29 protein-coding genes are annotated in these 25,942 nt (G+C 54.5%); 19 read left to right on the top strand and 10 right to left on the bottom strand.

The features are described 5' to 3' along the window. Positions 1-123 precede the first annotated feature (123 nt). The 12 genes from KO497_RS12290 (at position 124) to KO497_RS12345 (ending at position 11,605) form a co-directional block, all read left to right on the top strand. Complete coding sequence (locus KO497_RS12290) at positions 124-1,161, top strand: TRAP transporter substrate-binding protein (protein WP_215944268.1); 1,038 nt, start codon at positions 124-126, stop codon at positions 1,159-1,161. 10 nt (positions 1,162-1,171) lie between these two features. Beyond that, a complete protein-coding gene (locus KO497_RS12295; RefSeq protein WP_215944269.1) occupies positions 1,172-1,705 on the top strand; it encodes a TRAP transporter small permease subunit in 534 nt (177 codons plus the stop codon). Then, the gene (locus KO497_RS12300; RefSeq protein ID WP_215944270.1) at positions 1,702-2,982 is read left to right on the top strand and encodes a TRAP transporter large permease; all 1,281 of its coding nucleotides are present in this window, start codon (positions 1,702-1,704) and stop codon (positions 2,980-2,982) included. Before KO497_RS12295 ends, KO497_RS12300 begins: the two co-directional genes overlap by 4 nt. Before the next feature lie 15 nt (positions 2,983-2,997). Beyond that, positions 2,998-3,651 carry a DUF2848 domain-containing protein gene (locus tag KO497_RS12305; RefSeq protein ID WP_215944271.1) on the top strand — a complete coding sequence of 218 codons (654 nt, stop codon included), beginning with the start codon at positions 2,998-3,000 and terminating at the stop codon, positions 3,649-3,651. Next, positions 3,648-4,892, top strand: a complete 1,245-nt coding sequence (locus tag KO497_RS12310) for an amidase family protein (RefSeq protein ID WP_252729646.1) — start codon at positions 3,648-3,650, stop codon at positions 4,890-4,892. Before KO497_RS12305 ends, KO497_RS12310 begins: the two co-directional genes overlap by 4 nt. Further along, positions 4,885-6,078, top strand: a complete 1,194-nt coding sequence (locus tag KO497_RS12315) for a M24 family metallopeptidase (protein WP_215944272.1) — start codon at positions 4,885-4,887, stop codon at positions 6,076-6,078. Before KO497_RS12310 ends, KO497_RS12315 begins: the two co-directional genes overlap by 8 nt. Beyond that, positions 6,075-6,965, top strand: a complete 891-nt coding sequence (locus KO497_RS12320; RefSeq protein ID WP_215944273.1) for a LysR family transcriptional regulator — start codon at positions 6,075-6,077, stop codon at positions 6,963-6,965. Before KO497_RS12315 ends, KO497_RS12320 begins: the two co-directional genes overlap by 4 nt. A gap of 166 nt (positions 6,966-7,131) precedes the next feature. Further along, positions 7,132-7,800, top strand: coding sequence for a DUF4286 family protein (locus KO497_RS12325; protein ID WP_215944274.1), 669 nt, complete (start codon positions 7,132-7,134; stop codon positions 7,798-7,800). A gap of 75 nt (positions 7,801-7,875) precedes the next feature. After that, positions 7,876-8,835: a TRAP transporter substrate-binding protein gene (locus KO497_RS12330; RefSeq protein WP_215944275.1), complete on the top strand. Its 960-nt coding sequence runs from the start codon at positions 7,876-7,878 to the stop codon at positions 8,833-8,835. 102 nt (positions 8,836-8,937) lie between these two features. Beyond that, entirely contained in the window at positions 8,938-9,447 is a 510-nt protein-coding gene (locus KO497_RS12335; protein ID WP_215944276.1) for a TRAP transporter small permease, read from the top strand. Positions 9,448-9,449: 2 nt separating this feature from the next. After that, on the top strand, positions 9,450-10,748 hold the full coding sequence (locus KO497_RS12340) for a TRAP transporter large permease (protein WP_215944277.1): 1,299 nt from the start codon (positions 9,450-9,452) through the stop codon (positions 10,746-10,748). Then, complete coding sequence (locus tag KO497_RS12345) at positions 10,748-11,605, top strand: hypothetical protein (protein ID WP_215944278.1); 858 nt, start codon at positions 10,748-10,750, stop codon at positions 11,603-11,605. The genes KO497_RS12340 and KO497_RS12345 overlap by 1 nt, the downstream gene beginning before the upstream one ends. Before the next feature lie 584 nt (positions 11,606-12,189). Here the strand turns inward: KO497_RS12345 and KO497_RS12350 are convergent. Further along, a complete protein-coding gene (locus KO497_RS12350) occupies positions 12,190-12,942 on the bottom strand; it encodes an SDR family oxidoreductase (protein ID WP_215944279.1) in 753 nt (250 codons plus the stop codon). An 83-nt stretch (positions 12,943-13,025) separates the two neighbouring features. Between KO497_RS12350 and KO497_RS12355 the strand changes: the two genes are divergently transcribed. Continuing rightward, positions 13,026-13,619, top strand: coding sequence for a TetR/AcrR family transcriptional regulator (locus KO497_RS12355; RefSeq protein WP_215944280.1), 594 nt, complete (start codon positions 13,026-13,028; stop codon positions 13,617-13,619). Positions 13,620-13,881: 262 nt separating this feature from the next. Here the strand turns inward: KO497_RS12355 and KO497_RS12360 are convergent, their stop codons facing one another. Next, positions 13,882-14,778 carry a LysR family transcriptional regulator gene (locus KO497_RS12360; RefSeq protein ID WP_215944281.1) on the bottom strand — a complete coding sequence of 299 codons (897 nt, stop codon included), beginning with the start codon at positions 14,776-14,778 and terminating at the stop codon, positions 13,882-13,884. An 84-nt stretch (positions 14,779-14,862) separates the two neighbouring features. Here KO497_RS12360 and KO497_RS12365 point away from each other — a divergent pair, with 84 nt between their 5' ends. Beyond that, entirely contained in the window at positions 14,863-16,044 is a 1,182-nt protein-coding gene (locus KO497_RS12365; protein WP_215944282.1) for an MFS transporter, read from the top strand. A 345-nt stretch (positions 16,045-16,389) separates the two neighbouring features. Here the strand turns inward: KO497_RS12365 and KO497_RS12370 are convergent, their stop codons facing one another. The 4 genes from KO497_RS12370 to KO497_RS12385 are packed head-to-tail and all read right to left on the bottom strand — an operon-like array spanning position 16,390 to position 18,647. Continuing rightward, on the bottom strand, positions 16,390-17,235 hold the full coding sequence (locus KO497_RS12370) for an NAD(P)H-binding protein (protein WP_215944283.1): 846 nt from the start codon (positions 17,233-17,235) through the stop codon (positions 16,390-16,392). 57 nt (positions 17,236-17,292) lie between these two features. Further along, positions 17,293-17,784: a nuclear transport factor 2 family protein gene (locus tag KO497_RS12375; protein ID WP_252729647.1), complete on the bottom strand. Its 492-nt coding sequence runs from the start codon at positions 17,782-17,784 to the stop codon at positions 17,293-17,295. Positions 17,785-17,838: 54 nt separating this feature from the next. After that, positions 17,839-18,309, bottom strand: coding sequence for an ester cyclase (locus KO497_RS12380; protein ID WP_215944284.1), 471 nt, complete (start codon positions 18,307-18,309; stop codon positions 17,839-17,841). 44 nt (positions 18,310-18,353) lie between these two features. Then, positions 18,354-18,647 carry a DUF2218 domain-containing protein gene (locus tag KO497_RS12385; protein WP_215944285.1) on the bottom strand — a complete coding sequence of 98 codons (294 nt, stop codon included), beginning with the start codon at positions 18,645-18,647 and terminating at the stop codon, positions 18,354-18,356. Between the two features lie 94 nt (positions 18,648-18,741). Here KO497_RS12385 and KO497_RS12390 point away from each other — a divergent pair, with 94 nt between their 5' ends. Continuing rightward, positions 18,742-19,635 carry a LysR family transcriptional regulator gene (locus tag KO497_RS12390; protein WP_215944286.1) on the top strand — a complete coding sequence of 298 codons (894 nt, stop codon included), beginning with the start codon at positions 18,742-18,744 and terminating at the stop codon, positions 19,633-19,635. 487 nt (positions 19,636-20,122) lie between these two features. Beyond that, on the top strand, positions 20,123-20,422 hold the full coding sequence (locus KO497_RS12395; RefSeq protein WP_215944287.1) for a hypothetical protein: 300 nt from the start codon (positions 20,123-20,125) through the stop codon (positions 20,420-20,422). Positions 20,423-20,507: 85 nt separating this feature from the next. Here the strand turns inward: KO497_RS12395 and KO497_RS12400 are convergent, their stop codons facing one another. The 3 genes from KO497_RS12400 to KO497_RS12410 all read right to left on the bottom strand — a co-directional run bounded on the left by KO497_RS12400 (position 20,508) and on the right by KO497_RS12410 (position 22,068). Then, positions 20,508-21,149, bottom strand: coding sequence for a L,D-transpeptidase (locus KO497_RS12400; protein ID WP_215944288.1), 642 nt, complete (start codon positions 21,147-21,149; stop codon positions 20,508-20,510). A gap of 251 nt (positions 21,150-21,400) precedes the next feature. Then, on the bottom strand, positions 21,401-21,733 hold the full coding sequence (locus tag KO497_RS12405; protein WP_215944289.1) for a phage holin family protein: 333 nt from the start codon (positions 21,731-21,733) through the stop codon (positions 21,401-21,403). A gap of 8 nt (positions 21,734-21,741) precedes the next feature. Next, on the bottom strand, positions 21,742-22,068 hold the full coding sequence (locus tag KO497_RS12410; RefSeq protein ID WP_215944290.1) for a DUF883 family protein: 327 nt from the start codon (positions 22,066-22,068) through the stop codon (positions 21,742-21,744). Positions 22,069-22,230: 162 nt separating this feature from the next. On the opposite strand from KO497_RS12410, the gene KO497_RS12415 reads away from it, so the two are divergent. The 3 genes from KO497_RS12415 to KO497_RS12425 all read left to right on the top strand — a co-directional run bounded on the left by KO497_RS12415 (position 22,231) and on the right by KO497_RS12425 (position 24,211). After that, positions 22,231-22,404, top strand: coding sequence for a DUF1328 domain-containing protein (locus tag KO497_RS12415; protein WP_215944291.1), 174 nt, complete (start codon positions 22,231-22,233; stop codon positions 22,402-22,404). 233 nt (positions 22,405-22,637) lie between these two features. Continuing rightward, positions 22,638-23,240: an exopolysaccharide biosynthesis protein gene (locus KO497_RS12420; protein ID WP_215944292.1), complete on the top strand. Its 603-nt coding sequence runs from the start codon at positions 22,638-22,640 to the stop codon at positions 23,238-23,240. Between the two features lie 98 nt (positions 23,241-23,338). Further along, complete coding sequence (locus KO497_RS12425) at positions 23,339-24,211, top strand: PRC-barrel domain-containing protein (RefSeq protein WP_215944293.1); 873 nt, start codon at positions 23,339-23,341, stop codon at positions 24,209-24,211. Positions 24,212-24,380: 169 nt separating this feature from the next. Here KO497_RS12425 and KO497_RS12430 read toward each other — a convergent pair whose 3' ends face one another. After that, the gene (locus KO497_RS12430; protein WP_215944294.1) at positions 24,381-25,940 is read right to left on the bottom strand and encodes a phospholipase D family protein; all 1,560 of its coding nucleotides are present in this window, start codon (positions 25,938-25,940) and stop codon (positions 24,381-24,383) included. Positions 25,941-25,942 lie beyond the last annotated feature (2 nt).

The following is a 25,942-nucleotide window of genomic DNA, read 5'->3' on the forward strand; positions in this document are numbered from 1 at the left end:
TAGGTGATAATCATATATTATCACTTTATATCAAAACATAAAATTTGACAAAATGTGCCTCGCCACAGAACCTTATTGCAAGGTCGCTGCCATTGCGTCCAGTCCAACAACAGAGGTCCTCCAATGAACAAAATTACATTCGCGCTTACCGCACTCTTGCTCGGCACCGCAGCCCACGCACAAGACAGTCTGTCCGTTGTCGGCAGCTGGAGTGGATTGCCCCTACACAAAAACTATGAAGCTCCATTTTGGACAACGGGCCTACCTGATGCCGTTGATGGCACGCTAGAGGTTGCCTTGACCACGCATGACCAAATGGGCATTTCCGGCGGCGATGTGTTCCGCATGATGTCCCAAGGCGTTTTCGATGTGGGCATGACGGCGGCTGACTATGCCGTTTCCGACAGTGCCGCGCTGGAAGGTCTGGACGTGCCATTGGTTGCCAGCGACGCCATTGAGGCAAAGGCCGCATTGGACGCAGCGCGCCCGATAATGAATGACATCTTTGAAACTGTCTTTAATGCGCATGTCATCGGTACAGCCCCCTACCCTGCACAAATCGTATTTTGTAACGCGCCCATCACGGGTCTTGCCGACCTTGAAGGTTTGAAAGTCCGCGCCTCGGGTCGTATGACCGCCAATGTCCTAGAAGGATTGGGGTCAGAAGCCGTAACAATGGCCTTCGGCGAAGTTCCTGGGGCCCTTCAGCGCGGCGTTATTGACTGTGCTGTCACGGGTGCTGGCTCTGGCTATAGTTCTGGTTGGTGGGAAGTGTCCACCCACCTGCTTCCGCTCGCACTTGGCGGTTGGGACCCTGTGGTCGCCGCGATCCGTTTGGATCGTTGGAACGCCATGGACGCAGGCATGCAAGAAGCTTTGACAACATCGTTCGTTGAACAAATTGAAGAACCTGCATGGGCTGAAGCACAGGCCAACATGTCCGCCGAAATCGCCTGTTTGACCGGCGGTGAGGAATGCCCCTTGGGCGAAACACGCGACATGACCTTGGTTGAAGCGACATCTGCCGACGAAGAGCTTGTCAAAGATCTGTTGATCACGACGATCTTGCCTGAATGGTCCGAACGTGCTGGCGGTGACTGGGGGCAACGTTGGAATGATACAGTCGGCGTCGCCACCGGCGTTTCCTTCGTCGCGAACTAAGGCCGACAGCATGCAAGGTCTTATCCAAACTCTAACACGTATCAACGGCTACATAGCCCTTGCTGCAGGTATAATGTTGCTGATCGCGGTGGTTGCAATCCTCGCAGATGTGGCGATGCGTGCCTTCGGGCATCCATTGGGTGGCACGGACGAAATGTCCGGTTACGTCATGGCCATAGCAACGGCATGGGGCGCCAGTTACGCCCTAACCGAGCGGGCACATGTGCGCATCGAATTGATCCGCAACAAATTTGTCCCTGCGGGGCGTGCTTGGATGGACCTTTTTGCACTTGCTGCACTTGCGGTGACTGCCGTGGTCATCGGATGGCGCGGGTGGGGGGTTTTGGCCTCCACCCTTGCCAACGACTCCCGTGCGAACACTGCGCTGGCCACACCTCTGGCATTGCCGCAAACCCTGTGGTTTGCAGGCTGGCTGTGGTTCGCGGTATCCGCCTTGATTTTATTGGTTTCTGTCATGGCCTTCATGATCAAACGCGACTGGTCCGCCGTTGATGATGCCGCCGGCTTTAAGGGGGAGCTATGATTTTATTTACAACAACAGGGCTGTTTGCGTTGCTCTTGGCCTCGATCCCTGTCGGGATCATCCTGATTTTATTGTCCATCGCACTTGATACATTTTTCTCTCCGTTCCCATTAATGCGTGGATTGGGTCAAGTCGTCTGGTCCTCATCCAATTCAGGCACCTTGATCGCGATCCCGTTCTTTGTGCTGCTTGGCGAAATACTTGTGCGCAGTGGCGTGGCAAGCCGCACATATAACGCGCTGAACAGCTGGTTATCTTGGCTGCCCGGCGGGTTGATCCACGCCAATATCGCCACATCTACCCTGTTTTCAGCAACCTCGGGCAGCTCGGTGGCTACTGCGGCAACCGTAGCCACCGTGGCCACACCGCAAGGCGACAGGCTTGGCTATGATCCGCGTCTGTTTACCGGTGCAATCGCGGCGGGTGGTACCCTCGGGATCATGATCCCGCCCTCGATCAATTTGATCGTTTACGGTTTTCTGACCGAAACATCGATCCCACGTTTGTTTTTGGCGGGCCTTCTTCCGGGCATCTTGTTGGCCCTATTGTTTATGGCTGTCGTCATTGCCTTGTGTGTTTGGAAACCCTCTCTTGGAGGACAACGCCCAGATTACACTTGGAGCGAACGGATGCGTGGGTTGCCTGACCTGTTGCCGGTGATGGGCCTATTCGCAACGATTGTTGTCACGATCTATGCTGGCATCGCCACACCGACCGAATCCGCAGCCCTTGGCGTCGTATTTGCGCTGGCCATTGCCGCGTTAAACCGCGCCTTGACGCTGCAAATGCTGAATGAAGCGCTGCGTGGCACGATCAAAACCACGTCAATGATTATGCTGGTCGTGATCGGCGCCTATGTTTTGAACTTCGCCCTCACCGCATTAGGCATCAGCCGCCAGTTGCAGCAATTGCTCGAAGGGCTTGGCCTTGGCGCTTATGGCACCTTGCTGGTGATCGTCTTGATTTACATCGTGTTGGGCTTTTTCATCGAAACCCTGTCTCTCATGGTCGCGACCATCCCGATTGTAGTGCCAATTATTGAAAGCTTCGGTTTCGACAAAATCTGGTTCGGCATTTTGATGATTGTGCTGATCGAAATGGCGCTGATCACGCCGCCCGTTGGCCTCAACCTTTATGTCGTACAGTCCGTCCGCAAACGCGGGAAAATGGGCGACGTTGTTGCAGGCGCGATCCCCTTTGTTCTCGTCATGCTGGGCATGGTTGGACTTCTAATTCTTATTCCCGGGTTGGCCCTTTGGCTGCCTGATACCCTTTAATTTCACAGGACACTTATGCAGTTTGAAACACCCAACGGGCCCGTTACATTTGACATCCATCACCTTGTGGTTGCCGGTTGGACCGGACGCGACCAAGACAAAGTTCAGCACCATATTGACGAACTTGCCGCGATTGGTGTGGCACCGCCGTCGCAGGTGCCACTATTCTATCGAACATCCGCGAACCTAGTACAACAAAGCGATCATCTTGAAGTTCTAGGGGCTGGAACATCGGGCGAAGTGGAGCCGCTGGTGATCCATGCCAAGGGTGCCTTGTGGTTGGGTCTGGGATCAGATCACACAGATCGCCCGCTTGAGGCCCATTCCGTAGCGGCCTCAAAACAGGCCTGCGCCAAGCCAGTGGCCGATATGCTGTGGCCTATGGATGAGGTCAAAGACCATCTGGATGATTTGGAGCTGCATTGCGACATTCGTGAAAACGGCGCTTGGGTGACCTATCAAACAGGTACGCTATCCAGCATCCGCCCTCTTGCGGACCTTGTCACTGCCTATGACTTGCCCGATGGCGGCGCGATGTTATGCGGAACACTAGGCGCAATTGGCGGCGTGCGCGAAGGCGAGGCCTACCGGATGCGCTTGACGGACCCTGTATTAAAGCGTGAAATCACACTGGAATACGCAATGACAACACTACCGGTGATCGCATGACACATCCTGACCAAGCCAACACCACAGACATCGAACGCATCGCACGCGCGCAAGCAAGTGCGCATGTATTCACGAAGCTGATGCCCGACGAATTTGCTCAGTCAGCCGGGAATGATGGCCCCCTGAAAGACAAAGTGCTGTCCGTCAAAGACTTGTTCGATATCAAAGGTCAAATCACACGCGCTGGTAGCCCTATTTTGGCAGATGCGAAGCCCGCTATCAAAGACGCGACGGCCGTCGAAAGACTTAAAGCCGCTGGGGCCCGCGTGATCGGGCGTACGACGATGACAGAACTGGCCTATTCCGGTTTGGGGCTCAACCCTCATGATGGCACGCCCGAAAACCCATTGTTTGCAGGGCGCATTCCGGGGGGGTCCACCTCTGGCGGGGCGGTCTCTGTTGCGACAGGTCTGGCCGATATTACGCTCGGCAGTGACACGGGCGGGTCTTTGCGCATTCCGGCGGCATTTTGCGGGCTTTGCGGATTCAAGCCAACCCAATCTAGTGTACCTATGGCGGGCGCGATGCCCTTGTCAGAAAGTCTAGATAGCGTCGGCCCAATGGCACGCGATGTCACCACCTGTGTGACTGCATGGCAGGTCATGGCAGGACATCCCGTTGAGGTTCTGCCCCAACAGCGTCCCGAATTGATAGTGCCTTTGAACTTTGGCCTAACCGATCTTGATCCTGCGGTTGCCGCTGGCTTTGACAAACTGCGTGAGACCTTGACAGCATCTGGCTGGAAAATCCGCGAAGTGACATTGCCGGTGCTCGACGCCTATGGAACTCTGCCTGTCTGGCAATTTAGCGCCTTCGAAAGCCTGCGCCGTTTTAAAGATAAGCTTGCCGAACATGGCGCAAAAATGGACCCTCGCGTGCGCATGCGCATGGAACGTGGATTGGAAATATCCGAGGCAGATTTTGCCGCAACTTTGGCACAGCGTGCCGATTTGATCACAGCATTTCGAGCTGAAATCGGCGATGCACTTGTGCTATTACCAACTGTCGCCATTCAGCCACCGCGCTTTGATGATGTTGCCACAGATGAGGGGTTTTCACGTCTCAACCTACTGGCCTTGCGCAACACCAGCCTCGCCAATGTTATGGACGGATGCAGCATCAGTCTGCCCTTCGGCCAAGGCGAAGCCTTGATAGGGGCCATGCTGACCGGCTTTGGCGGACAGGATGAAACAATACTAGGCGCAGCCTTGGCGATGGAAACCGATCTGGCTCATGGATGACCTGCCTCCCACCCTGCGCCGCAGCCACCCGACACGGCACGCAGCGCGGCGTGCGGCGCTGCTTAACCTGACAAAGGGGCGCCCCATTGTCGTATTCGGCATGGGCAGCGCACTCGGGGCAGGCACGCGATCACATGGGGGGATGCGGTTTTTAACAGGCTGGGACAGCCATGAATCAAGCGCAGTATTGTTGCTTGGACCACAAACATCCCGCCTTTTGCTAACAAGCCCGTTCATGGTCCCCTCTGCTATGGACGCAGTGCCAGAGTTATCACCTGAAAACCTCCCTCTCCCGCTCTGGCCGCAGGCGGTCGCAGACTTTCTGGCGGGTCAAGCACCTGCACTGATCGGCGTGGATGAAATGCCGATGGGACTGTACCGCACTCTCGCCTTACATTTGGGACACGGCGTTGATGTCACATCGCGCCTTGATGATCTGCGGCAGGTGAAAGACCCAGCAGCCCTAGATCTGCATCGGTTTGGGGCGTCGATCTGCGACACTGTGTTTGCAGCCTTGCCCGAGGCCATCAAAGAGAACCGCAGAGGGCGAGAAAGCCAGCGTATTCTCGAAGACCTCGCACGCCAACAGGGTGCCGAATATTGCCGCACATGGCTAACCTTGCGTCCACAAGCGGACCACCCGAGATACTGGCCAGAAGAAACGGAAAAGCCCGCCGAACAGGGCGACCAAATGTTGTTTGGTGTTGCGTTGACCGTCGATGGTCACTGGGCACATGGTTTACGAATGGGACATATCGGCCCTGTCCCCGTTGGGGTGGAAAAACTTCATAAACAGGTCGCAACGGCGCTCAATCTCGGCATGGATGCTCTGCGCCCTGGGCGCTCTGTTTCCGACGCCGTAAATGCAATGGCCGATGCCCTAGACACGCCCAAAGGCACCCCAAATAGTCGCAAGAGCAAAAGTTTTCGGGCGGGGCATGGTCTTGGCCTCACTTACGAAGAACCAGGACTGACAGCGGCGTTTGCGCAAACCTTCGGGGCACATCCCGAAAACATACCTACGCAGGCAGGGCCGGTCCTTGAGGCTGGTATGGTGCTTGAATTGCACCCGAATGTCTTCGTTGACGGGATTGGCGGTGCGGCACTGGGCCAGATGATAGAAATCACACAAACAGGCGCGAAACCCTTATTAAAAGCACCGACCGGGATGCTGTCTCTGCGATGAACACACGATTTTTAGAAACCTTCGTCGCCGTCGCCAATTTGGGCAGCTTTCGTGCGGCAGCAGAGCAGTTGAATGTTAGTCAGGCGACGGTGTCCAGTCGGATATCTGCGCTGGAAACCGAACTGCGGGTCAGATTGTTTGACCGTGAATTTCACGCAACACGCATCACAGTTGCCGGCGCGATGATTCTGAACAAAGCCCAAGAGATGCTGGCGACCGAACGCACTTTGCGCAACACACTGTCCGATCCAACCGAGTCTGTGGGTCGAGTGCGTCTTGGATTGGTGTCTTCGGTTGTTCACACATGGCTGTGCGATCTTATCGAAGAGGTGGCCCGCTGTTATCCCCGTCTGGAACTGGAATTGACGGTCAAACCCACACCCAACATTGCCGCCGCGTTCGAGCGCGGGGCGCTAGATATGTTGCTGACAACCGATGACCGCCACGATGAGACCTGTGTTTGCGCGGATTTGCCGCCTCTCGCCATGGGCTGGTTTGGCCCAGAGGGGATGCGCGGCGAAACCTTGACGCTTGCCGATGTGGTCAGCAGCCCGCTCATCACCTTCACCCGAAATTCTCGTCCCCATACCAATGTCTTAGCTCTCTTTAGTGAACGCGGGCTTAGGCCCTCTATAGTACATTGCATCACCTCAATGGCAGCGATCGCAAGGCTGACCCAGCGCGGACTTGGCATAGCAACACTGCCATTGGCGAGTGACCTGTCTGGACCTGAAGTGTTCCCCATCAACGTGGATGCGCAATTGCCGCCGCTGCCCCTTTATTGCATCTGGCGGCGGAGTTCGGACGCCGCCACTTATAAGGCAATTGCCGATCTGGCACGGGCCTGCGCCGAGCGCCATCAACGCCTTTTGCAACCACCTATATGACATCATCACCAAACCCGATCACCCCCCCCTAAATTATTCCGTTTGTGGAAAGGTCGCATTGTGGCGAAGCTGTCTTAACAGAAATCGACATGACTGACCCATCAAGACGTAGGCAGGCACAGCCCGCTACGAACGGGAGAGTTTTGTTCAAACATCAGGATGCAGAATGAACAAGATCCGTACGACAGATCAGGCGCAACTTTTCGTCTGGAGCGATATCGACCCAGACCATGAGGCCGATTTCAACCTTTGGTATGACCGCGAGCACATGGAAGAACGGGTCCGGATCAAAGGGTTTACCGGTGCGCGTCGTTACCGCGCCATTTCAGGTTCTGCGCGTCGCTACTTAGCACTTTATCGCGCCACAGCCCTCGCTGATTTCACGACCGAGGCCTATCGCAAGGCGTTTACGAAGCAAACCCAGTGGTCTGTCACAAATTTTGGCCGCATGTCCAACACGCGTCGCCGTGTGATGCACGTGGCGCAAGAGGGCGGTTTTGGCTGGGGGGGCGCGCTCGTACTAATAGAACTGGTCCCAGGTGCAACAGCATCCGACGACATAACCGCCATCTTGTCGGACATGATGGCAAAGGACGGCGTTTTGCGTGTGCATTACATGGTCCCCGACGAAACCCTTTCGACACCGTTGCCCTCCGAAAACACCGAAGGTCGCGTTTTGGCCCCTTGCATTGCGGTGGACGTATCATCGGAACCCATTGCCGAAGCCACGTTGCGCCAGTTGCGTGAACAGCTTGGCGGGGCCGTGCGAGAATCCGAAACCTTCGGCCTCATGTGGTCGCTGGACGAAAACGATCTGCCCCCGTTGGAAGATTGAATAGAACCATCCCGTCTCGCGCTGGGTGCGAGACGGGCATAAAAAAACGAACAAAACAACAAGGAGAGACTTCAAATGAAACATTTTCTTATCGGAACAGCTATCGCAGCTCTAACAGCAAGCCTTGCCCATGCTGAAACGTGGCAAATGTCGGCTGACGCCCCTGACGGCAACTACCTGACTCAAAACATCCGCGCCTTCGCCGATGATGTCGCCCGCCTGTCAAACGGCGAATTGGAAATCGACGTTGTGTCCAACTCTGTGCTGTTGGCACGTCCTGAACTGAAACGTGGCGTTCAACGCGGCATCGTACCCATCGGCGAAGTGCTCATTTCTGCCCTCGGCAACGAAGACCCCGTCTATTCCGCCGATGCCGTTCCTCTTATGGCGACAACATTCGACGAGGCCCGCGCACTATGGGCAGCGTCTCGCCCTATCTATGAGGAAAAACTGGCCGAAGACGGGCTTGTCCTGCTCTATGCTGCGCCTTGGCCTCCGCAGGGTATTTACATGAACAACGAGGTGACCGACGCGACATCTTTTGACGGCGTAAAGTTCCGCGCCTACAACCCATCAACAGCCCGTCTGGCCGAACTTTTGGGCGCGGTGCCTGCCACCATCGCCACGTCAGAAATCAGCCAAGCGTTTTCGACAGGCGTTATCAACGGCATGATCACGTCGCCGTCAACGGGTGTGGACAGCCAAGCGTGGGATTTCGTAGACTATTACTATGATGTACAGGCCTTCTTGCCCAAGAACATGGTGATCGTGAACCAAGACGCCTATGACGGCTTGTCCGATGACACCAAAGCCGCATTGCAAGAGGCCGCCTCATTGGCCGAGGACCGTGGATTTGAAATGGCAGAGGTCGCCACCACCGAAGCCACTCAAACTATGGCCGACAACGGCATGACCGTATTGCCGACACCAGAAGGTCTGGCAACAGACTTTGAGGCGATTGCAGCGACGATGAGTGCCGAATGGCTGGAACAGGCTGGAGAGAACGGGCAAAAAATCGTCGATGCGATGAACTAAGCCTAAACGAGGCCTGGGCTGTTAAACGTCCGGGCCTTTTTTTTCTTTATTTGTTCAGGTGCCCGTCAGCGCCCCCCCCCCAATTCTTTGGAGCCCGAAGCCATGTTACTTTCACGCCATATCTTCAACTTCTGTGGCGCCTTGGCCGCGCTGTCCCTTATGGGGATTGCTGTTTTGATCCTATCGCAGATCGGACTTCGCCTGATGGGCAGCCAGATACCGTCCGCCGATGATTTCGCCGCTTGGGCGTTAAGTGCGTCAATCTTCCTTGCGCTGCCCGCAACGCTGATCCACGGCGACCATATTCGCGTGACCTCTTTACGCCAGCTTTTGTCCCCCAAAATAGGCCACATCGCTGACATTCTGGCGGCAGGCTTTGCGACCGTGATGATGGGCTGGGTTGCATGGGCGATCTTTGGCTACGTGTCAGAAAGCTGGACCTATAATGAACTCAGCCAAGGAGTGGTCGCCGTGCCGCTTTGGATTCCACAATCCGCGATGGTGCTAGGGTCCGCCCTTTTCACCGTGGCTTTTGCGGAACGCACTGTGCGATTGATCCTTGGACGACCCGTCGAAATCCAAAAACCTGACGCCCTCTTGGGAGGAGAATAATCATGGATATCCTTCTGCAATCGAGCGTACTTGTCGTTACTTTGCTTGTGCTTTTGGGCTTGGGGATTTGGGTCGGCCTTGCGCTTATCGCCTCTGGCTTTGTCATTTTTTCAATCTTCACCTCGACACCCGTTGACGCCATTCTTGGCACCGTCATGTGGGTCCATTCAGCAAGCTGGACACTGACCGCGCTGCCGCTGTTCATCTGGATGGGTGAAATCCTGTATCGGACACGTTTGGCCGAAAACCTTTTTTCCGGCCTCGCCCCGTTGGTCGGACGCCTGCCGGGCGGCTTGGCTCATGTGAATGTTGTCGGTTGCGGAATTTTTGCCGCAGTCTCCGGCTCATCTGCTGCGACCACGGCCACCGTAGGACGCATTTCTTTGCCAGAACTTAAATCGCGCGGCTATGCCGACCGCCTCGCCATCGGATCTTTGGCCGGATCAGGCACGCTAGGCTTGTTGATCCCGCCTTCTATTGTGATGATCGTTTATGGCGTTGCGGCGCAGGTATCTATCAACCGTTTGTTCATTGCAGGTGTTATCCCCGGATTGATGCTGATGGCGCTGTTTTCAACCTATATCGCGATCTGGTCAAAGATGAACCCGGATGGCGTGCCAGCCCCCGAACCGCGTGTTTCCATAGGGGAACGTCTGCGCCGCTTGCGCATGCTGTTGCCCGTGGTCGGGTTGATTATCGGGGTCATCGGGTCGATCTACGCAGGCGTCGCCACAGCAACCGAAGCCGCAGCCATCGGTGTTTTGGGCGCGCTGATCATCGCCGCCTTTGGCCGATCTCTTTCCCTCAAAGCATTTATCGCATCCTTGATGGGGGCCACCCGCACCTCTGCCATGATCGGGCTCATCCTGTTGGGCGCAGCCTTTCTAACCTCAGCGATGAGCTTTTCCGGTTTGCCCGGACAGTTGGCCGAACTCATATCTGCCAGCGGACTTGGGACGGCTGGGTTGATCGCAGTGCTGACTGTGTTTTTCGTTTTACTCGGATGTTTCCTCGATGGGATTTCAATTGTCGTACTAACAACCTCAGTCGTCATGCCTGCGGTGGTCGCCGTGGGAATCGACCCGATCTGGTTTGGCATCTATTTGATCATCGTTGTGGAAATGGCCCAGATCACACCGCCGTTGGGGTTCAACCTATTTGTGATCCAGAACCTGACCGGAAAATCGATCTTCGAAATCACCCGCATGGTGGTCCCCTATTTCTTGATCCTGGTTCTGGCTGTGATCCTGCTCACCGCATTCCCCGGAATAGCGACTTGGCTGGTAGAGCAAACCTACTGATGCCGCAGCTTAACACAAACACCGCACGGCCCACCGCCTACGTCACTTTAGGCCCGCAACGCTATCGCGTGACCCATATCGTTGATCCCGCTCTAACAGGGGTCAGCGATGTTGCGATACTGGACGACAAGGTCATTGTGCTAAGGCGGCAATCACCGGAACTGGTTGTGCTTGGGCTGGACGGCATGCTGTTGGATCGAAGTGTCGCCTTGCCCGATTTTGTGTGCGGCCACGGGATGCGCAACATCGGTTCTGGTCAATTGGCGATTACGGATATGGACGGGCATAAGGTCATCATAGTTGACGCGACTCTGCGAGAACGCGCACGTATGCACTGCGACGATCACCCGCAATTGGGGCACCCGTTCAACCATCCCTGTGATTGCGTGCGGGGGCCAGATGGCCGATTTTATATCGCCGATGGTTATGGCAACAGCACCGTTCATATTTTCAGCCCCGAACTGCGACACCTAAAAACATTTGGTGTACCGGGCACCTCCGCCGGCGCATTTTCAACCCCTCATAGCGTTCTGTTTGATATGCAAGGTCGGCTTTGTGTTGCGGATCGTGAGAATGATCGCGTTCAGATATTCGACGCGGAGGGCAACTGGTTAACGCAAATCAATGGGCTTCACAAACCCATGGCGCTCGCTTTAACGCCCGATGGTATGCTGTTGGTGACGGATCAAACCCCAAGACTGTCGGCTTATGATGCTACGGGACAGCTTATTGGGCGCTGTCGGACTTTTTCGACCTATGGGCACGGGTTAGCCGTGCAGCAGGCCGGAACAATTGTAATCGCAGATATGAATCCCGACCGCCTGACATTTCTGATCCCCACAGAATCTGTGCGGTAATCCCCAATGTTAATGGGGCCAGTCGCAGAATCTACACAGTTGCTTTCAAATTCATAGAGGATGAAATACGACGTTTACCTAGACCATCACCATAAAGCGACAAGTTGTCCGTCCATCTTCATGGTGTACTGGCTGAGCTGACTTTGGGGACATTAAACCCTGAGTGCCTGAGCCATACATCAGGATGCGAGATATCTACGTCACGCAAGAGATCGCTAAATCGCCGCGTTCTGTGGGTGGTCTTGCGCCGTTTTGGTTCCGGTCTCTTTCGACTTTGAGCAAATGGGTTCCACAGCATCAGCATAACGACCTGATGTCAGGTCCCCACAAGGACGTCGAAAACAAGAATGCACGCCTTCGCAAGGAAGTCCGGCTGCTGCGCAAAGAGAGGGAAGTGCCAAACCGAAGAGGATCAGGAAAGGCCCCAGTGGGGCGTTTCCCCGATGAAGGCGGCATCCACTGTCCGGTAGGGTTGTGCGAAGCGCGCATAGTGGACCTTGGTCGAGACCACAGCATTGCAGGACAACCAGATGAAGCCGAGCGAGACTTTCCGGACCTTCTATTGGATATTGTGAACGGCTGGCTTAACGTAGAATACGGCGGACGAGCCGAGGGCTAACGCGGGAGAGGAGTGGTAATAACGCCGACTTTCCTATCCAGATTTCTGACTTGCCTGCGAAAACGCCTTTTAATATGGCGGCGGCGGCATCGTGACTCGACATTTTTCGCTTACCTCGCCCCGATGTCATGTCCGTATCAACCAAAGTCATGATTGCCTCGATCACTTGAATTTGCGGCGCTGAGGTCTGGCACTGGTAACGCAGTGATTGCGTGAAGGATCTTAGTCCGGCTTTTGTTGCGCAATAGATCGGTGACGCTTCCTTCGGCGAAATCGCGAGGCCCGTCGTAATATTGACGACAATCGCTTCGGGCTGCGCCCTCAGAACTGGAATGAGTTGCCATGTCAAAGCTATCGGCGCCAGTAGATTTAGATCGATCTCATTGCACACAGACTTTGCGACGGAAGTATAGGTTTCGTCGAACAGGTCCATTTCAGTCTGTATGCCGGCGTTATTGATGAGGACTGAAAGCTCAGGGTGGTCCGATGTAACACGTTCGACAAATTTGGTGACGTCATGCGGATGCGTTAGGTCAAGTTGGTAAGTGGTCACTTGATCACCCAATTCAGCACGAACTGCGCTGAGATCTGATTGATTTCGGCCAACAGCGATAACATGAGCTCCTGAAGTCACGAGCTGCGACGTCAGTGCACGCCCTATCCCTCGCGCCCCGCCAGTCACCAAGACTGTTCGTCCCTCAAAGAAAGTTTGAGTCATTTCCAGTTAATCCAGTGTTTATTTCTTATTGGCCGCATTATAAGAGCTATTGCTCACATTAAATACTCGCATTGGAATGATGGATGACGCAGGCAATCAATAAACGCAAAAGTCCACGCCAAGAACGCGCTCAGGCCACCGTTGCTTTCATCTTGGAAGCTTCTGCTCACATTTTGGTGGAACGTGGTCACGGAGCGTTGAACACCAACCAAATAGCAATGCGTGCTGGGGTGAGTGTTGGATCGCTCTATCAATATTTTCCCAATAAAGAAGCCATTATGACGGAACTTATCCGTCAAAAACGAGAGCGAATGCTAACAGGGGTGGACATGGCTTTAGCCGACACCGAGGCAGATCTGTTTGAGGCGGCTTTAAATGCGGTTCTGGAGGTGATTATTCAACTGCATCTTCACTGGCCAAATTTGGCTTTGGCGCTGGATCAGGCAGAGGCGTTCCTGCCGCTCAACGATGAAACGATACAGTTCAAAGATGCACTGAAGGCTAAAATTGAACATTTGTTGTGTCGAAGTGAATTTACAGTTTCCGAACAAACCACTCAAGATGTCATCGCAATATCCAAGGGGATGATTGAGCATGCCGGTTTGGCTGGAGAAACGGATGAAGTCGCGCTTAGACGACGCGTTATAAGGGCAGTTATGGGGTATTTAAGCAATTGAATTTTGGAAGGTGCCCAATCTATCCTTTCTCAGGGTTCGATCAAACAGCTCACGTCACATCATTTTCCGCAAAGCAGCCATTCGAACAATCCGCAGCATCAGGAGAAGTGGGCTCTGAGCGATCATCGGATGCGCCACTGCAGTGCAGCGTCCGGAGAGCGGACATCTTAAATATGCCTAAAATAAGACTGACGTAGCGTGATTTCTTGAGGCCAAGCTTTGCTCGGAATCGTTATACATGCTGAAAGAGCGCCCGAAAGGCTCAGCCTATGTTAATGAGCCGCAACCAATCCAGAAAAGCGCCCAGCCGTCGCAACCCCGACACGCGGGTGAGGTAAAGTGCTGAGATATCCAGCGGTTCAACCTCAAGCTGACCAGGGAACAGCTCAACCAAGCGGCCCGCACTTACGTCATCTGCGATCATGAAATCGGAGAACCGCGCTATACCCAGACCGCCTAATACCATCTGGCGCACGGCCTCTCCATTGCCCGCGGTCACGGAGGGCGGCACCGATATTGGAGTGGCCAGTCCGGCGAAGCGCAGCGTATTGATATGATCTGGTGCAGCGAACCGAACCTGCTCCAATTTTGCGAGGTCGGTTGGTGTTTTTGGCCACCCGTTGCGATCAAGATAGTCCGGCGCAGCCACTAATTTCCACGCCGTGCGCCCCAAGGGGCGGTGCAGCATGTCGCTATCGGGCAGCTTTCCCAGCCGAATGGCAACATCCGCGTGACTGCCGATCAGATCCACCAGCGAGTCTGTCATGTCGATAGTCAACTGGATGTTGGGGTATTGCGCGTGAAACTCGGCCAGACGCGGTGCGAGGACGTGTAAAACATACGGCACAGGCGCGTTTATGCGAAGCGGTCCTGCGGGGGCCTGTCCGCTGGTTGCGATTTCCTGCAGGGCTTCGCTGCGATCCAGAATTTCACGCGCCTCGGCCAGAACGGCCGCGCCTTCGGGAGTGATTTCGATGGACCGCGTGGTGCGGCGTAGCAATGTGACTTTCAACTGCTCTTCCAGCCGCGTGACCGACCGGCTGAGCGTAGAGGCAGATACCCCCCTGCGCCGCGCAGATTCAGCAAAGCCCCCATCATCGACGATCCCGACAAAGGCGGCCAAGTCTCCCATGCGCAGCAATTCGTGCAGTTTTTGCAATGATCCATTCCAAACTTGTCTGTTCTCGCAATAGATAGCGGCTGGCATATACGTCGTCGACATCAAATTTATTGGAGAACACCGATGCCCCTAGCCCTTTGGGCGCTGACCATCAGCGCTTTCGCCGTCGGAACGACCGAGTTCGTTATCGTCGGCTTACTTCCCACCATCGCCGCCGATCTTGGCGTTTCGATTCCTTCGGCTGGCCTGCTCGTTAGCCTTTATGCGCTTGGCGTGACCATTGGCGCGCCTGTGCTGACCGCCATGGCCGACCGCGTGCCGCGCAAAACGCTGTTACTTCTCTTGCTGGCGCTGTTCACGCTCGGCAATGCTTATGCCGCCTTTGCGCCGGATTACGGCAGCCTTGTCGCTGCGCGCTTTATTACTGGTCTGGCTCACGGCGTGTTCTTTGCCATCGCCTCGACGATCGCGACCGATCTTGTGGAACCTGAAAAGGAAAGCTCGGCCATTGCGTTGGTGTTCCTTGGCTTGACTGTCGCGCTTGTGACGGGTGTGCCTTTGGGGACGTTCATCGGTCAAAACTTTGGCTGGCAATCGACTTTCCTTGGCGTTGTCGCTTTGGGGGTGATCGGCTTCATTACTTCGGCCATCTTAGTGCCCGCTAATCTGACCAAGACAGCCTCGGCAGGGATAAAAGCCCAGCTACAAGTGCTGACCTCGCCGCGTCTTTTGCTGGTCTATCTGATCACGGCTGTCGGCTATGGCGGCAACTTCATTGCCTTTACCTTCCTTGCGCCGATGCTGAACGAAGTCACTGGCCTTTCCGCAGGTGCCATCAGCCTCGTAATGCTGCTCTATGGGGCTTCTGTTGCCGTGGGCAACATCGCGGGTGGTAAACTGGCCGACCGTATCGGTGCAGTAGCGTCCCTGACGGTGATCTTTGCTGGTCTTGCGATATCACTGGTCGCACTTGGTGCGTTCCTTACACACCCGATTGCAGCCATCGCGGTTGCGGCTTTCTGGGGCGGTTTTGCCTTCGCCAACGTGCCGCCGCTGCAATCTTACGTCGTGCAAATCGCACGCGAAGTCTCGCCCGGTGCGGTTGATGTGGCGTCCGGTCTGAACATTGGCGCATTCAACCTCGGCATCGCCGGCGGCGCATGGGCTGGAGGACTTGTGGTCGAAGGCATCGGCCTTGCCGCGGCCCCCTACATCGCCGCAGGTGTGGTGGCTGTCGGGATTGTTCTGGTGCGCCTGTCGGGTCGCCTGAACGCGACAATGCCCCAGACTGTTGCTGCCGAATAAGCTCACTTGCCTCGCCGTATCTAGCGTGCGGCGGGGCAGACCAATGCAAAAACGTCAGCACCGCGGCCCCATAAACGCCCCGCTGGAGTGTTTTCCAGCGAGAACCCACTTTGCGACCCCAGCCGTCTGTCGATGTGACAGCCAAGGGCACGAAGATCAGGAAGGAAAGCCAGCCCGTCCAGATGTAGACTTTGGACATTTCGTGTGCCGTGAAGGCGACCGCGCTTTCGTCAACAAGGTACAAGGTGAATTGAAGAACGATTTTATTAAGGACATTGAAGTTACTTTCATCTCGTGGCGTTTGGCTGAATAGGGCACTCAAGCTGCACCGCAAAAAAGGGGTTCTCAACCTGCGAGCGATCCGAAATAGTCGGGCCAGCTTTGGTGGGGTCGGCCTGCGGCGGCTGCAAAGTCACTGGGCACGTCGTAAATGCCAAGACGAATACCCTCATATATACCGCCGATGATTGGGCCTATGAAATCGCCTAGTTCGGCTGTTCGATCCGCGACGTATTCTTGTGGTGTCATTTCGCGATAGGTCAACGACGTGCCGAATGCGGCATTCAAATGGTCTGCAAGCTCGCCTTGGGTGATTGGCGCGCCCCACAGGTTAAACGTCTGGCCGTTTAAGGTGTCGTTTCTTAACAAGCAAGCGTAGGCATGGGCCAGCTCAGTACGGGTTGTGTAGCCGCATTTGCCCGCACTGGCGCTGTTGGCGATTTCGCCTTTGGCTTTGTAGCTGTCGATATACGCCACGTCCGGTTCGATATAGATGCCGTTGCGCCCGATAGCATAGGCAAGCCCGCTATCGCGCACATCGGCCTCGGTCTGGCGGTTGCTTTGCACGACGGGCGAAAAGGCTGTGCCTTCTTCGGCGCCTTGAATGCTGGTATAAACAATCTTCCTCACACCTGCGGCCTTTGCGGCCTCAATGACGTTGCGGTGCTGCTGAGTGCGGGCGTCGGGGGCATCCATACCGGACACGAGCAACAAGGTATCAACGCCGTTCAGGGATGCTTGTAACTGCTCTGGTTGGCCATAATCCCCAGGGCGAACTTCAATGCCAAGTCCCTTTGCGTTTTCCGGTGTGCGGGCAAGGCCGATGATGGTCTCGCCATCTGCTGTTTCGATCAGATTTCGGGCAATTGCTCCGCCAAGTTGGCCTGATACGGCTGTAATCGCGATTGTCATTGTGGAGTTCTTTCATTGCGGCAGATGGGCGCAGGATGCACCCATCTGAGTGATTTCTTAACCGTGGTAGGCTTGGCTGATCGCAAAGCTGTCTTCAAACCAGTTCCACAGAACCACCTGACCATCGCGCACCTTAGCACGCAGGGCGAATGTGAATTCACCGATTTCTTTACCGCTGTGGGGCGTGATGCCATTCATACGGCCAAACACGGCAACCGTATCTCCAGAGGCGAACGCGTCGGTGTTTTCCCATTTGGTTGTCTGAAAGTTGGCCGCAAAAACGCCAAGGAATTCAAAGATGGCTTCTTTGCCAACAGTCTCGCCAATCCAAGGCAATGATGTGTCGCCTTCGGTGTGCCAGACCATATCATCAGCCATTAGGCTACCCATGGTTTCCATGTCTCCGCTGCCCATCGCGCCCATAAAGGCCATGACAGTGTCAAAGCTGGCTTGTGTTGTTTCATCCATGTTCTGTGCTTCTGCCTGTGTCCCAAGCATCAGCGCAAGCGCCGCGCCAAGGGACGTTGTGAGTAAAGTTCTACGGTGCATAATGTCCTCCTGTGGGGTGTTGGCCCAGACTTCTCTGGGCCGCTACCGTTTGATTTATTGACCGGAAAGCTGTTGCAGCGCGCCTGCCCAGTCTTCGACGTGGTAAGTTTGTGTGATGACGCCATCTTCCAATTCGTGGATGTCGATGGTCATGATGTCAAAGCTGCGGCCTTCACCATCAACACCAAAGAATGGCGCGACAGGTGTGCCGGTTGCACGGCTGCGCACTACGAAGGTGTCGCCGTCTTGGTACATGTCTTGAATGGCCCAGTTCAGGTCTGGCATCAGTTGCGCAAAGCCACCCATTTGACCGAGAAACGCTTCGCGGGTTTTGTTGTTGCCTGAATAATCACCCATGCTGGTCCACGCTTCAGAAGTCGCAGCTTCGAAGGCGGCGACGTGTTCTGCGGACCCCGGATTGCTAAGCAGATCGTAGAACGTTGTCACTGTGGCTTTGTCATCGGCGAATACACCTGTGGCGAGAGTTGCGAGGGCGGCGGACGCGAAGAGGGTTTTAAATGTCATGGTATTTTCCAGTTTTTGATGGGGGTTGATATTTAGGTTTGGCGCTATGTCGCAGCGACAGTTTGCCAGTCTATTTTTGGATTTTCGCGGAAGGCGAACCGTTCAAGATGGCTGCCGATCACACGGCATGCTTTTGTGAGGTCGCTTTGGGTTTCAGCCGTGACCGTCAGGTCTAGAACACCATTGTTGGCATTCAAATTGCACTGGCCAAACGGGAACTTGATCAGACCAGCCTCAGGATCAAACTGCACCTCGATCTTGTGCGCGAAGTGCTTGCAGAGTTGCTGCAAGTAGCCGCTGGCCCGTTCGGTTGTGAATTTTGCATTGCTTGTGAACATTGCTGTCTCCTGTGTGTTGAAGACAGAAATAGACAGAACGCACCTTTATGATTATCCCACATGTTAAGAAATCACTTTTACAGGAATTAGAAAGATGATCGAAGACTATCGTAGCCTCGCCGTTTTTGTCGCGATTGCCGATGCGGGAAGCCTGAGTGCGGCGGGACGTCGATTGAAGCTTTCTACTTCTGTGATCAGCCACCACCTGTCACGGCTGGAGGAACGTCAGGGCGTGACGCTGTTCTTTCGCTCGACGCGGTCCATGTCATTAACACCCGAAGGCCAAATCGCCCTTGATCCGGCCCGCCGTATGGTCGCCGCGGGCGAAGAGGCCTTGGACGCAATCCATACCGGCAATGAGGAACCCGTCGGGGCCCTTCATGTGGCGATGCCTGCCTTTGGCGAGCAAAGCAAATTACATCAGGCTTTGTGGGGGTTTGCGCAATTGCACCCGATGGTTGCGATATCCCTACAGTGCAGCGATACGCCGACCGATTTGGTCAAGGACGGGTTTGATCTGGCGATCCGGTTGGGCTCATTGCGCAGCAGCAGCCTGAAAAACCGTCGCATTGCCGACTTCGAGCGCGTTCTGGTCGCCGCGCCAGAGTATCTGTCTGCACGCGCGCCAATTGAGAAACCACAAGATCTCGAGGCGCATGACTTCATCGCGGTAACGCAAATTCCATCCTTGATGACGTTGGAACGCAAAGACCAATCCGTGAGCATTTCACCGACCAACATGCGTATTGAGGTGAACACCGTAAATGCCGCCAAGGCCGCCGTGCTGGCCGGACTTGGTATCTGGCACCTGCCACGAAGCGCAATCGAACACGAAATGGAAAGTGGGCAATTGCAGCGCGTTCTACCAGATTGGAACTTGCCCACATTGGGCATCTACGCAGTTTGGCCGGACATCGGGCCGCAAAAAGCCCTGACCCGACGGCTGATTGATCACTTCATCGCGCATCGTTCTGATTTGATGTTGTAAAACATTCACATCAAACTCGTCATTGTCGCTTGCCGGATGCTCGAGTGGCCTCAAAGCACCTTGCATCACCTCCCCAAACCGAGAATTCATGCCTGATCGCTGTAATTCTTTCAGTCCATTGCAAAGCTGACATTGGCGCAGCCGTAGCGAATAACCGCAATCCGCCCGTCTGTCGATCAACACAAACGGCCCTAAAGCTGTCATTCGCCGAGGACGCATAAATCTTAGGCGTGGCCGAAAGGTACATGGGTTAAGCTGCCATTAGACGTCTAATCGTTTTCTGGAGACCACCGCGCACTATTGCGCCTCTTCCTGTTCACGCCCCAACACATTTGGTGTGTCGCACGTTCATCGAGAGCCGGTGTGCGACCTCACACACGTTGCGGCCTAAGTATTTTCAGAATTATGTGCAAACACGCATTAGTTGATTTTACTTTGGGCCCAAAATATCCTAACTAAGTCGTGAAAACATTTAGGATATTTACTGATGAATGCTCGAATTTGGATTGTAGGATGTACGGCTTTGTTGGTTTCAGCCTGCACAGATATGCAAGGCACGAGCAGCGATCCTTCAGAGCGGTTCTTCAAAGAGCTACCTGAGGGCGTTCTTGCTATCGTAGCCGATAATCAAGATTTGACCGCCGTGCGCATAGATCCTGCTGATGGATGTTATGTCTATCGTTATGCTGGCCCTGTCGAAACAACATTTCTGCCACTGCGCGCGAAAAGCGGCGGCCCTATTTGCAGCCGTCCAGCAGAGGCCGCAGACCCAGCAGTTGCAGGGTGATGAGGTAAGGCACTTAATGCCTTACTTAACTTTTTGGGCCTCATCTAAGTGACCAGCTCTTCTCGATGGTCAATTGTTACGGCAGTTACGGCGCATACAAGAACGCTGTAGAGCCAGTGTTAACCTGCTCATAGAGATCGTTTATGTGCGGCATAATCATCCGCACACAGCCCGAACTTGCTCTGCCACCAATTGAACGCGGGTTGGGTGATCCATGGATGCGCAGGTAGGTGTCTCGGTTCCCAACATATAAATACAAGGCGCGTGATCCAAGCGGGTTTGACGGCCCCGCATCCATACCATCTGCATGTGGTTCATACACTGCAGGTTCACGTTTGATCATCGCTTGAGTTGGCGTCCATGTTGGCCACTTTGCTTTGCGCTTGATTGTGTAGGTTCCAGGTTCGTACAGGTTACCCTTAGCGATGGCGACGCCATATCTCATCGCGGTACCGTTGTCGCGGATGTGATACAGATAGCGGGCAATGGCATCGACATGGATGTCACCCGGAATCAAATTTGGGTTTGCTTCAACCACACGCGGCAGAAACCGCGATGCGATCCCCCATGGATTGCTTGTGCTCGGATCGTATCCCGCAGGTGTCACCTGTGCGTCCCAAGCGCTCCATTTCGACCGATCCGATGTGGCGGCAGCGGCGGATGAAACTGAAAGCGGTGCGGAAAACAACGCGGCGGCAGAAAGGATAAAATGGCGTTTGGTTAACATGTGTATGCTCCTGATCTCTTTCTGACTTATCAGAGTTTTGCCAGAATGTAATTACCGCTCGTCCGGCTGTCGGTCAAATGTCGGTGTGCCATATTCAGGGCTAGGAACGTTTGCTATTTGCCATAGGCTGCCCCCGCTTGCAGAACTCTATGTAAAGCGCAGAGAAAGTCCGCGTCTCATTTAGGAGATGCAGTGCCTTGTGACGGCAATGTGTACCTTGGCTTCTGGAACACGCTCCGACGCGACTTGGGTTAGCGGCGAAAATCTTTCGCCGATTGAAACCCTGTAAAGAATGCGGCGGCCATGCGTTCAAGCGTGTCATCTGGACCGGCGGGGCGCGGTAAAGGTTGAGGGTCGGGCACTCGGTTTGATACCATGCCGATAGCAACCGCAACACCGCCAAAGCCGACATAGACGCAGCCAATCACCAAAGCGGCGAACTGTGCGTCCCGAAGAGCGCTGAGCACCATCCAAGCCGCCGAGGTTAAGAACGCGAGGCCCACCACCAACATCAATGTACCCGCAGTGGCCCAAGCCGCGCGTCGCGCGCCTTGAGCCAGTTGTCTTTGAAAAGATTTTATCATGCTACACCTCAACGACGCGTGGCCAGAATGCCTGCGAGAAAACCAACGCCTGCGGCAATACCGACAGATGCTCCAGGATTTGCACGAACGGTTTTCTCTGCCGATGCAATAGCATCACGCGTTTGCAAGCGAGCTTGCTCTGCCGCTTCGATGCCTTTTTGGCGTGCGAGATCCAATGTTTCTGATGCCGCCTCACCCAATTGGGCTTTTTGCGCCTGTCCGTAGTCGGACAGTGTAGACGTCAACGTAGCAACATCTGATTTCAGCGTTGCGATTTGAGCCTCTAGCTCTGCGGTTGTTTTTTCAACGGGTTTAGATGCTTGAGTACGTGCCATGATGGCTCTCCTTTGTTTCAGGTTTCGCTTACTCAACGCAGCGCCCTGCAAAAATGTTCCAAAAAATTAGTATTTAAAACTTCGGAACAAATTCCCATATCGGCGCGTTGGTCCACCAGAAAGCGTCACATTGGCGCGTAAATGACTTAAAGGAGTGCAGCTATGTTAGGTTGGGCAATTACGTTTCTTATCGTTGCGATTATCGCCGGCGTGTTCGGTTTCGGTGGCATCGCAAGCGCATCTGTCGGGATCGCGCAATTCTTGTTTTTTGTGTTTGTCGTGTTGTTTGTCATCGCAATGGTGGCGCGTGCCGTGCGTGGTAAGCCGCCAGTATAAAGCAATCATTCCGATCAACAGGTATGGCGCGGGTCTGCCTCTCATCCCCCGTAATAGACCTGCGCCCAAGAGGTTGCGCATAGCGTGCCTCGAACAGCGCCCCGCACGGTTTTCCGGCGGGGCGTTTTTTATGAGTGGAAAATCAATCGCCTTGGCTCTTTGTTTCATTTTAACCCGTGATGTCAGGGATATCTTTGTCCTCTCAACATGATGCGCACACGATAGGATCCATTATGACGACCAATTCAAACCCCACCGACACAGTGAGTGGCATTATAGAAAAAAGTGTTGAAGTCGCGCATGGGCGTGACACGATTTGTGTGTCCGAGGTCGTAGACTCATTGGGTACACAGGTTCTTTTGTCGATGCTCCTACTGCCCGCTTTGGCAGTCGTCACCCCGTTGAGCGGCATTCCGGGCCTATCATCACTGTGCGGCATCATCATTGCCTTGGTCGGCTTGCAGCTGTTGTGGGGGCGCGAGACTATATGGCTACCCGCCTGGATCATGCGCCGCGAATTGCCCGCAGCGCGATTGGAAAAAACCGTGAAATGGCTCGATGGATTGGCCAAATGGTGTGATAAAATCAGCCGGCAACGCCTGCTGTTCTTAGTGCAAAAACCAGGTGCCATCCTTGCGCAATTGATATGCATTTTATCGGGGGCGGCGATGCCATTTCTTGAACTTGTCCCCTTTAGCTCTTCCATGCTGGGCTCTGCGGTCTGCCTGTTTGCAGTGGGGCTGGTCATACGTGACGGACTGTTTGTTTTTGTTGGATTTTTGGTGTGTTTTGGCGCGGGCGCTGTGGTGGTTTCTGTGGCAGGGCATGTATTTTAATTGAATAAAATGGGAACAACTTGCGACGTTGCTGCGTTGTTATTGCAACCGAGCGGGACAAACCCGGCGGATGTGAAAATGACAAAAGGAGACACCAAATGCGTACCCTTATGACTTCCAGCGCTCTCGTACTTATGCTTGCAAACCCTGCCCTTGCGACCTCTGATGACACGGCTCAAAAGACGGCTCCCTTGAGTGCGACAGCAACAGCCAGCGCCACAACTCCGATCGCTATAGAGACAGAAATCTTTGTGAAACAAGCCGATGTGAACGATATGTTTGGCAGTAATTTGATCGGCAAACCCCTGTACGCATCAGAGCGAGACGCAACAGGCCTAGACAAAACAGCACTGGATCAAGACTGGGACAATGTCGGTGAAATCAATGATTTGCTGCTGGGCGCTGACGGCGAAGTAAAGGCCGTTATGCTCGATATTGGCGGTTTCCTTGGTATCGGTGAAAAAACAGTTGCTGTGGATATGTCAGAACTGAGTTTCATTTCTGATGGCGAGAACCCTGACGATTACTTTGTCACTGTGGCTCTGTCGACAACCATGCTTGAAAACGCCCCAGAGTTCATACGTGCGAGCGCTGATGAGACCACAGCACAGGCAACAGACACGATGATGACCAGCGATATGTGGACCCGCCCCACCACCGCGCGGGATGGTTATATGATGATTTCTGACGCCGATGTGACCGCAGATAATTTGCTGAACGCCCCTATTTATGGCGCAGGTGACGCACAGTTGGGTGAAATCGAAGAGCTGGTCATTGAAGACAATGGCACTGTAAAAGCTGCTTTGGTTGATGTTGGGGGGTTCTTAGGCCTTGGCGAGAAGCGTATCGAAATTTCGTATGACGAATTGCAAATCATGCGTGAAGACGATGGTGACGCCCTGCGTATTTTTGTGAGTGCGACCCAAGACCAATTGGAAGAGCGCCCTGAGATCGAGACGAACCAAGGCTAATCTAATCTCTAGGAAACTATACGATAACGATCAGGCCGCCCCTTTTTGGGCGGCCTTTTGTGTACAGCTTTTGTGTTTGCAAAAATGGTGTGTGGTTGCGGGGTCTATTGTCGAACAGACTTGTGATCAAAGCGCCTCGCAGTAGGGCCATGTGACAATGATTGTCACATCAAACCATAGGTTCAGGCACGCCAAAAATACGACGCCCAAACTTGCGCGCAGGAGTCACAGCATAGGGCACGATAAAGCCGCGATGATCTTGCGGCGCTCGGTCTTCATTTTGTGCCGCCCATTCGGCCCAAGCCTGCTGTGCTGATTGCGGCGCGAAAAATTTGTCTTGCGCCTCTTCTGGCAACCAATGCCCCAAAACCCGACGCGTCACTTGTGCGACATCCTCGGGGTGTTGCAGTACAATTCCAGCCTCGGCATCCCAATTGAGACTGCGCCCGTTCAAATTTGCAGACGATACAATCGCGGCGGTCTCGTCAAAAATAGACACTTTGGCATGAACATAAATGAGCGGCGCGTCAGACAATTGCGCGCGCTTTGTGTCCACGTCTGCGTCAGACACAGAACGCGATTGCACAGGTGAGCCCACAAACACCCCTGCCCCAAACGCGCTGCGCAGGCGGGTGATGCAGCGTGCTTGTAGGTATTCGCCAAAACGCGCCTCGAGCGTGCCAGAACCATGAAACGCCACATCTTCAGGCGCGCCGGGCAAGATTACGATCAATCGCAAGTCGGGATTGCGCTTGGCCGCATGGCAAAGGGCGCGCGTGATGCTACGGTCACGCAGAAACTGTGTTTCCAAATAGATCAGCTGTTCAGCCCGTTTGATGTGTTCGATATGCGTCGCACGAATTTCACGCAAGCTTGCACGCGGTGAAATGAAAGCCCCAGCGAACCGGCGGCGCTGTGACAGACTGCGCACGAACCCTTCGGATGCAGGCGGCGGGGAGGCGCCCCCGACGGTGTCATTCAAGCGTAAAAGATAGTCCTGTCCCGCGCGTGCCAAATCGGTATCTGTCAACATAAGCTGCACATCGTGCCATGTGTGCTGTGTGGCACGTTCATGTTCTGGGCTGTCATAACGGCGATTGTTCAAGTCTAGACCACCAATGTACAGACGGGTGCCGTCAAAGACCGCAAGCTTGTGGTGATGGCTGGCTGGATGCTGATGCGGTATCGCGCTGGGGCGCATGACGGCCGTGCCATCCTTCATCTGCACCCATGGCCGCAATCGCGGTGCCGTGGCCAAAATATCTTCGCCCGATTGCGCAGCTTTTTGTAAAATATCGCGTAATTTTCGCCGAGCAACAGGGGCAAATAAGAGCCGTGCTGCGGGACCAATCTTCGCGGGATGCAACAGCGCTTGATAGGTCAGTGTCCCCGACCCTGCCTCAAGGTTTTCCGCAAGCGCCCTAAGGTGCTGTAACGATGCGGTTGTGCCCCGATGCAAATCGGTGGCGTTGATGGGGTCGAAATCTCCAATAAAAATTGTAACATCCACCCCTCGGCACAACGTATGTTTTATAAGATCTGCCCATGTCGCCCCAATGGTTTGTGCCCGTGCTGATTGCAACTTGGTGCACGGATCAAAAATTCGAAACCCCAAAACGATCTGCTTTTGCGCATCTAAAAACGCAGCCTCTAAGACGGGGAATGCCTCTTGAGCGGTGATCAACACCTTAAGGTCGCCACGTTTTTTGTGAGAATGTTCCGTCTTCATCG

The organism is Pacificibacter marinus, assembly GCF_018860665.1.
GTDB classification, from domain to species: domain Bacteria; phylum Pseudomonadota; class Alphaproteobacteria; order Rhodobacterales; family Rhodobacteraceae; genus Celeribacter; species Celeribacter marinus_A.

What these genes read in the sequence shown, in the direction of transcription:
- KO497_RS12290 (WP_215944268.1), top strand. Translation starts at nt 124, where the DNA reads ATGAACAAAATTACATTCGCGCTTACCGCACTCTTGCTCGGCACCGCA.
- KO497_RS12295 (WP_215944269.1), top strand. Translation starts at nt 1,172, where the DNA reads ATGCAAGGTCTTATCCAAACTCTAACACGTATCAACGGCTACATAGCC.
- KO497_RS12300 (WP_215944270.1), top strand. Translation starts at nt 1,702, where the DNA reads ATGATTTTATTTACAACAACAGGGCTGTTTGCGTTGCTCTTGGCCTCG.
- KO497_RS12305 (WP_215944271.1), top strand. Translation starts at nt 2,998, where the DNA reads ATGCAGTTTGAAACACCCAACGGGCCCGTTACATTTGACATCCATCAC.
- KO497_RS12310 (WP_252729646.1), top strand. Translation starts at nt 3,648, where the DNA reads ATGACACATCCTGACCAAGCCAACACCACAGACATCGAACGCATCGCA.
- KO497_RS12315 (WP_215944272.1), top strand. Translation starts at nt 4,885, where the DNA reads ATGGATGACCTGCCTCCCACCCTGCGCCGCAGCCACCCGACACGGCAC.
- KO497_RS12320 (WP_215944273.1), top strand. Translation starts at nt 6,075, where the DNA reads ATGAACACACGATTTTTAGAAACCTTCGTCGCCGTCGCCAATTTGGGC.
- KO497_RS12325 (WP_215944274.1), top strand. Translation starts at nt 7,132, where the DNA reads ATGAACAAGATCCGTACGACAGATCAGGCGCAACTTTTCGTCTGGAGC.
- KO497_RS12330 (WP_215944275.1), top strand. Translation starts at nt 7,876, where the DNA reads ATGAAACATTTTCTTATCGGAACAGCTATCGCAGCTCTAACAGCAAGC.
- KO497_RS12335 (WP_215944276.1), top strand. Translation starts at nt 8,938, where the DNA reads ATGTTACTTTCACGCCATATCTTCAACTTCTGTGGCGCCTTGGCCGCG.
- KO497_RS12340 (WP_215944277.1), top strand. Translation starts at nt 9,450, where the DNA reads ATGGATATCCTTCTGCAATCGAGCGTACTTGTCGTTACTTTGCTTGTG.
- KO497_RS12345 (WP_215944278.1), top strand. Translation starts at nt 10,748, where the DNA reads ATGCCGCAGCTTAACACAAACACCGCACGGCCCACCGCCTACGTCACT.
- KO497_RS12350 (WP_215944279.1), bottom strand. Translation starts at nt 12,942, where the DNA reads ATGACTCAAACTTTCTTTGAGGGACGAACAGTCTTGGTGACTGGCGGG.
- KO497_RS12355 (WP_215944280.1), top strand. Translation starts at nt 13,026, where the DNA reads ATGACGCAGGCAATCAATAAACGCAAAAGTCCACGCCAAGAACGCGCT.
- KO497_RS12365 (WP_215944282.1), top strand. Translation starts at nt 14,863, where the DNA reads ATGCCCCTAGCCCTTTGGGCGCTGACCATCAGCGCTTTCGCCGTCGGA.
- KO497_RS12370 (WP_215944283.1), bottom strand. Translation starts at nt 17,235, where the DNA reads ATGACAATCGCGATTACAGCCGTATCAGGCCAACTTGGCGGAGCAATT.
- KO497_RS12375 (WP_252729647.1), bottom strand. Translation starts at nt 17,784, where the DNA reads ATGCACCGTAGAACTTTACTCACAACGTCCCTTGGCGCGGCGCTTGCG.
- KO497_RS12380 (WP_215944284.1), bottom strand. Translation starts at nt 18,309, where the DNA reads ATGACATTTAAAACCCTCTTCGCGTCCGCCGCCCTCGCAACTCTCGCC.
- KO497_RS12385 (WP_215944285.1), bottom strand. Translation starts at nt 18,647, where the DNA reads ATGTTCACAAGCAATGCAAAATTCACAACCGAACGGGCCAGCGGCTAC.
- KO497_RS12390 (WP_215944286.1), top strand. Translation starts at nt 18,742, where the DNA reads ATGATCGAAGACTATCGTAGCCTCGCCGTTTTTGTCGCGATTGCCGAT.
- KO497_RS12395 (WP_215944287.1), top strand. Translation starts at nt 20,123, where the DNA reads ATGAATGCTCGAATTTGGATTGTAGGATGTACGGCTTTGTTGGTTTCA.
- KO497_RS12400 (WP_215944288.1), bottom strand. Translation starts at nt 21,149, where the DNA reads ATGTTAACCAAACGCCATTTTATCCTTTCTGCCGCCGCGTTGTTTTCC.
- KO497_RS12405 (WP_215944289.1), bottom strand. Translation starts at nt 21,733, where the DNA reads ATGATAAAATCTTTTCAAAGACAACTGGCTCAAGGCGCGCGACGCGCG.
- KO497_RS12410 (WP_215944290.1), bottom strand. Translation starts at nt 22,068, where the DNA reads ATGGCACGTACTCAAGCATCTAAACCCGTTGAAAAAACAACCGCAGAG.
- KO497_RS12415 (WP_215944291.1), top strand. Translation starts at nt 22,231, where the DNA reads ATGTTAGGTTGGGCAATTACGTTTCTTATCGTTGCGATTATCGCCGGC.
- KO497_RS12420 (WP_215944292.1), top strand. Translation starts at nt 22,638, where the DNA reads ATGACGACCAATTCAAACCCCACCGACACAGTGAGTGGCATTATAGAA.
- KO497_RS12425 (WP_215944293.1), top strand. Translation starts at nt 23,339, where the DNA reads ATGCGTACCCTTATGACTTCCAGCGCTCTCGTACTTATGCTTGCAAAC.
- KO497_RS12430 (WP_215944294.1), bottom strand. Translation starts at nt 25,940, where the DNA reads ATGAAGACGGAACATTCTCACAAAAAACGTGGCGACCTTAAGGTGTTG.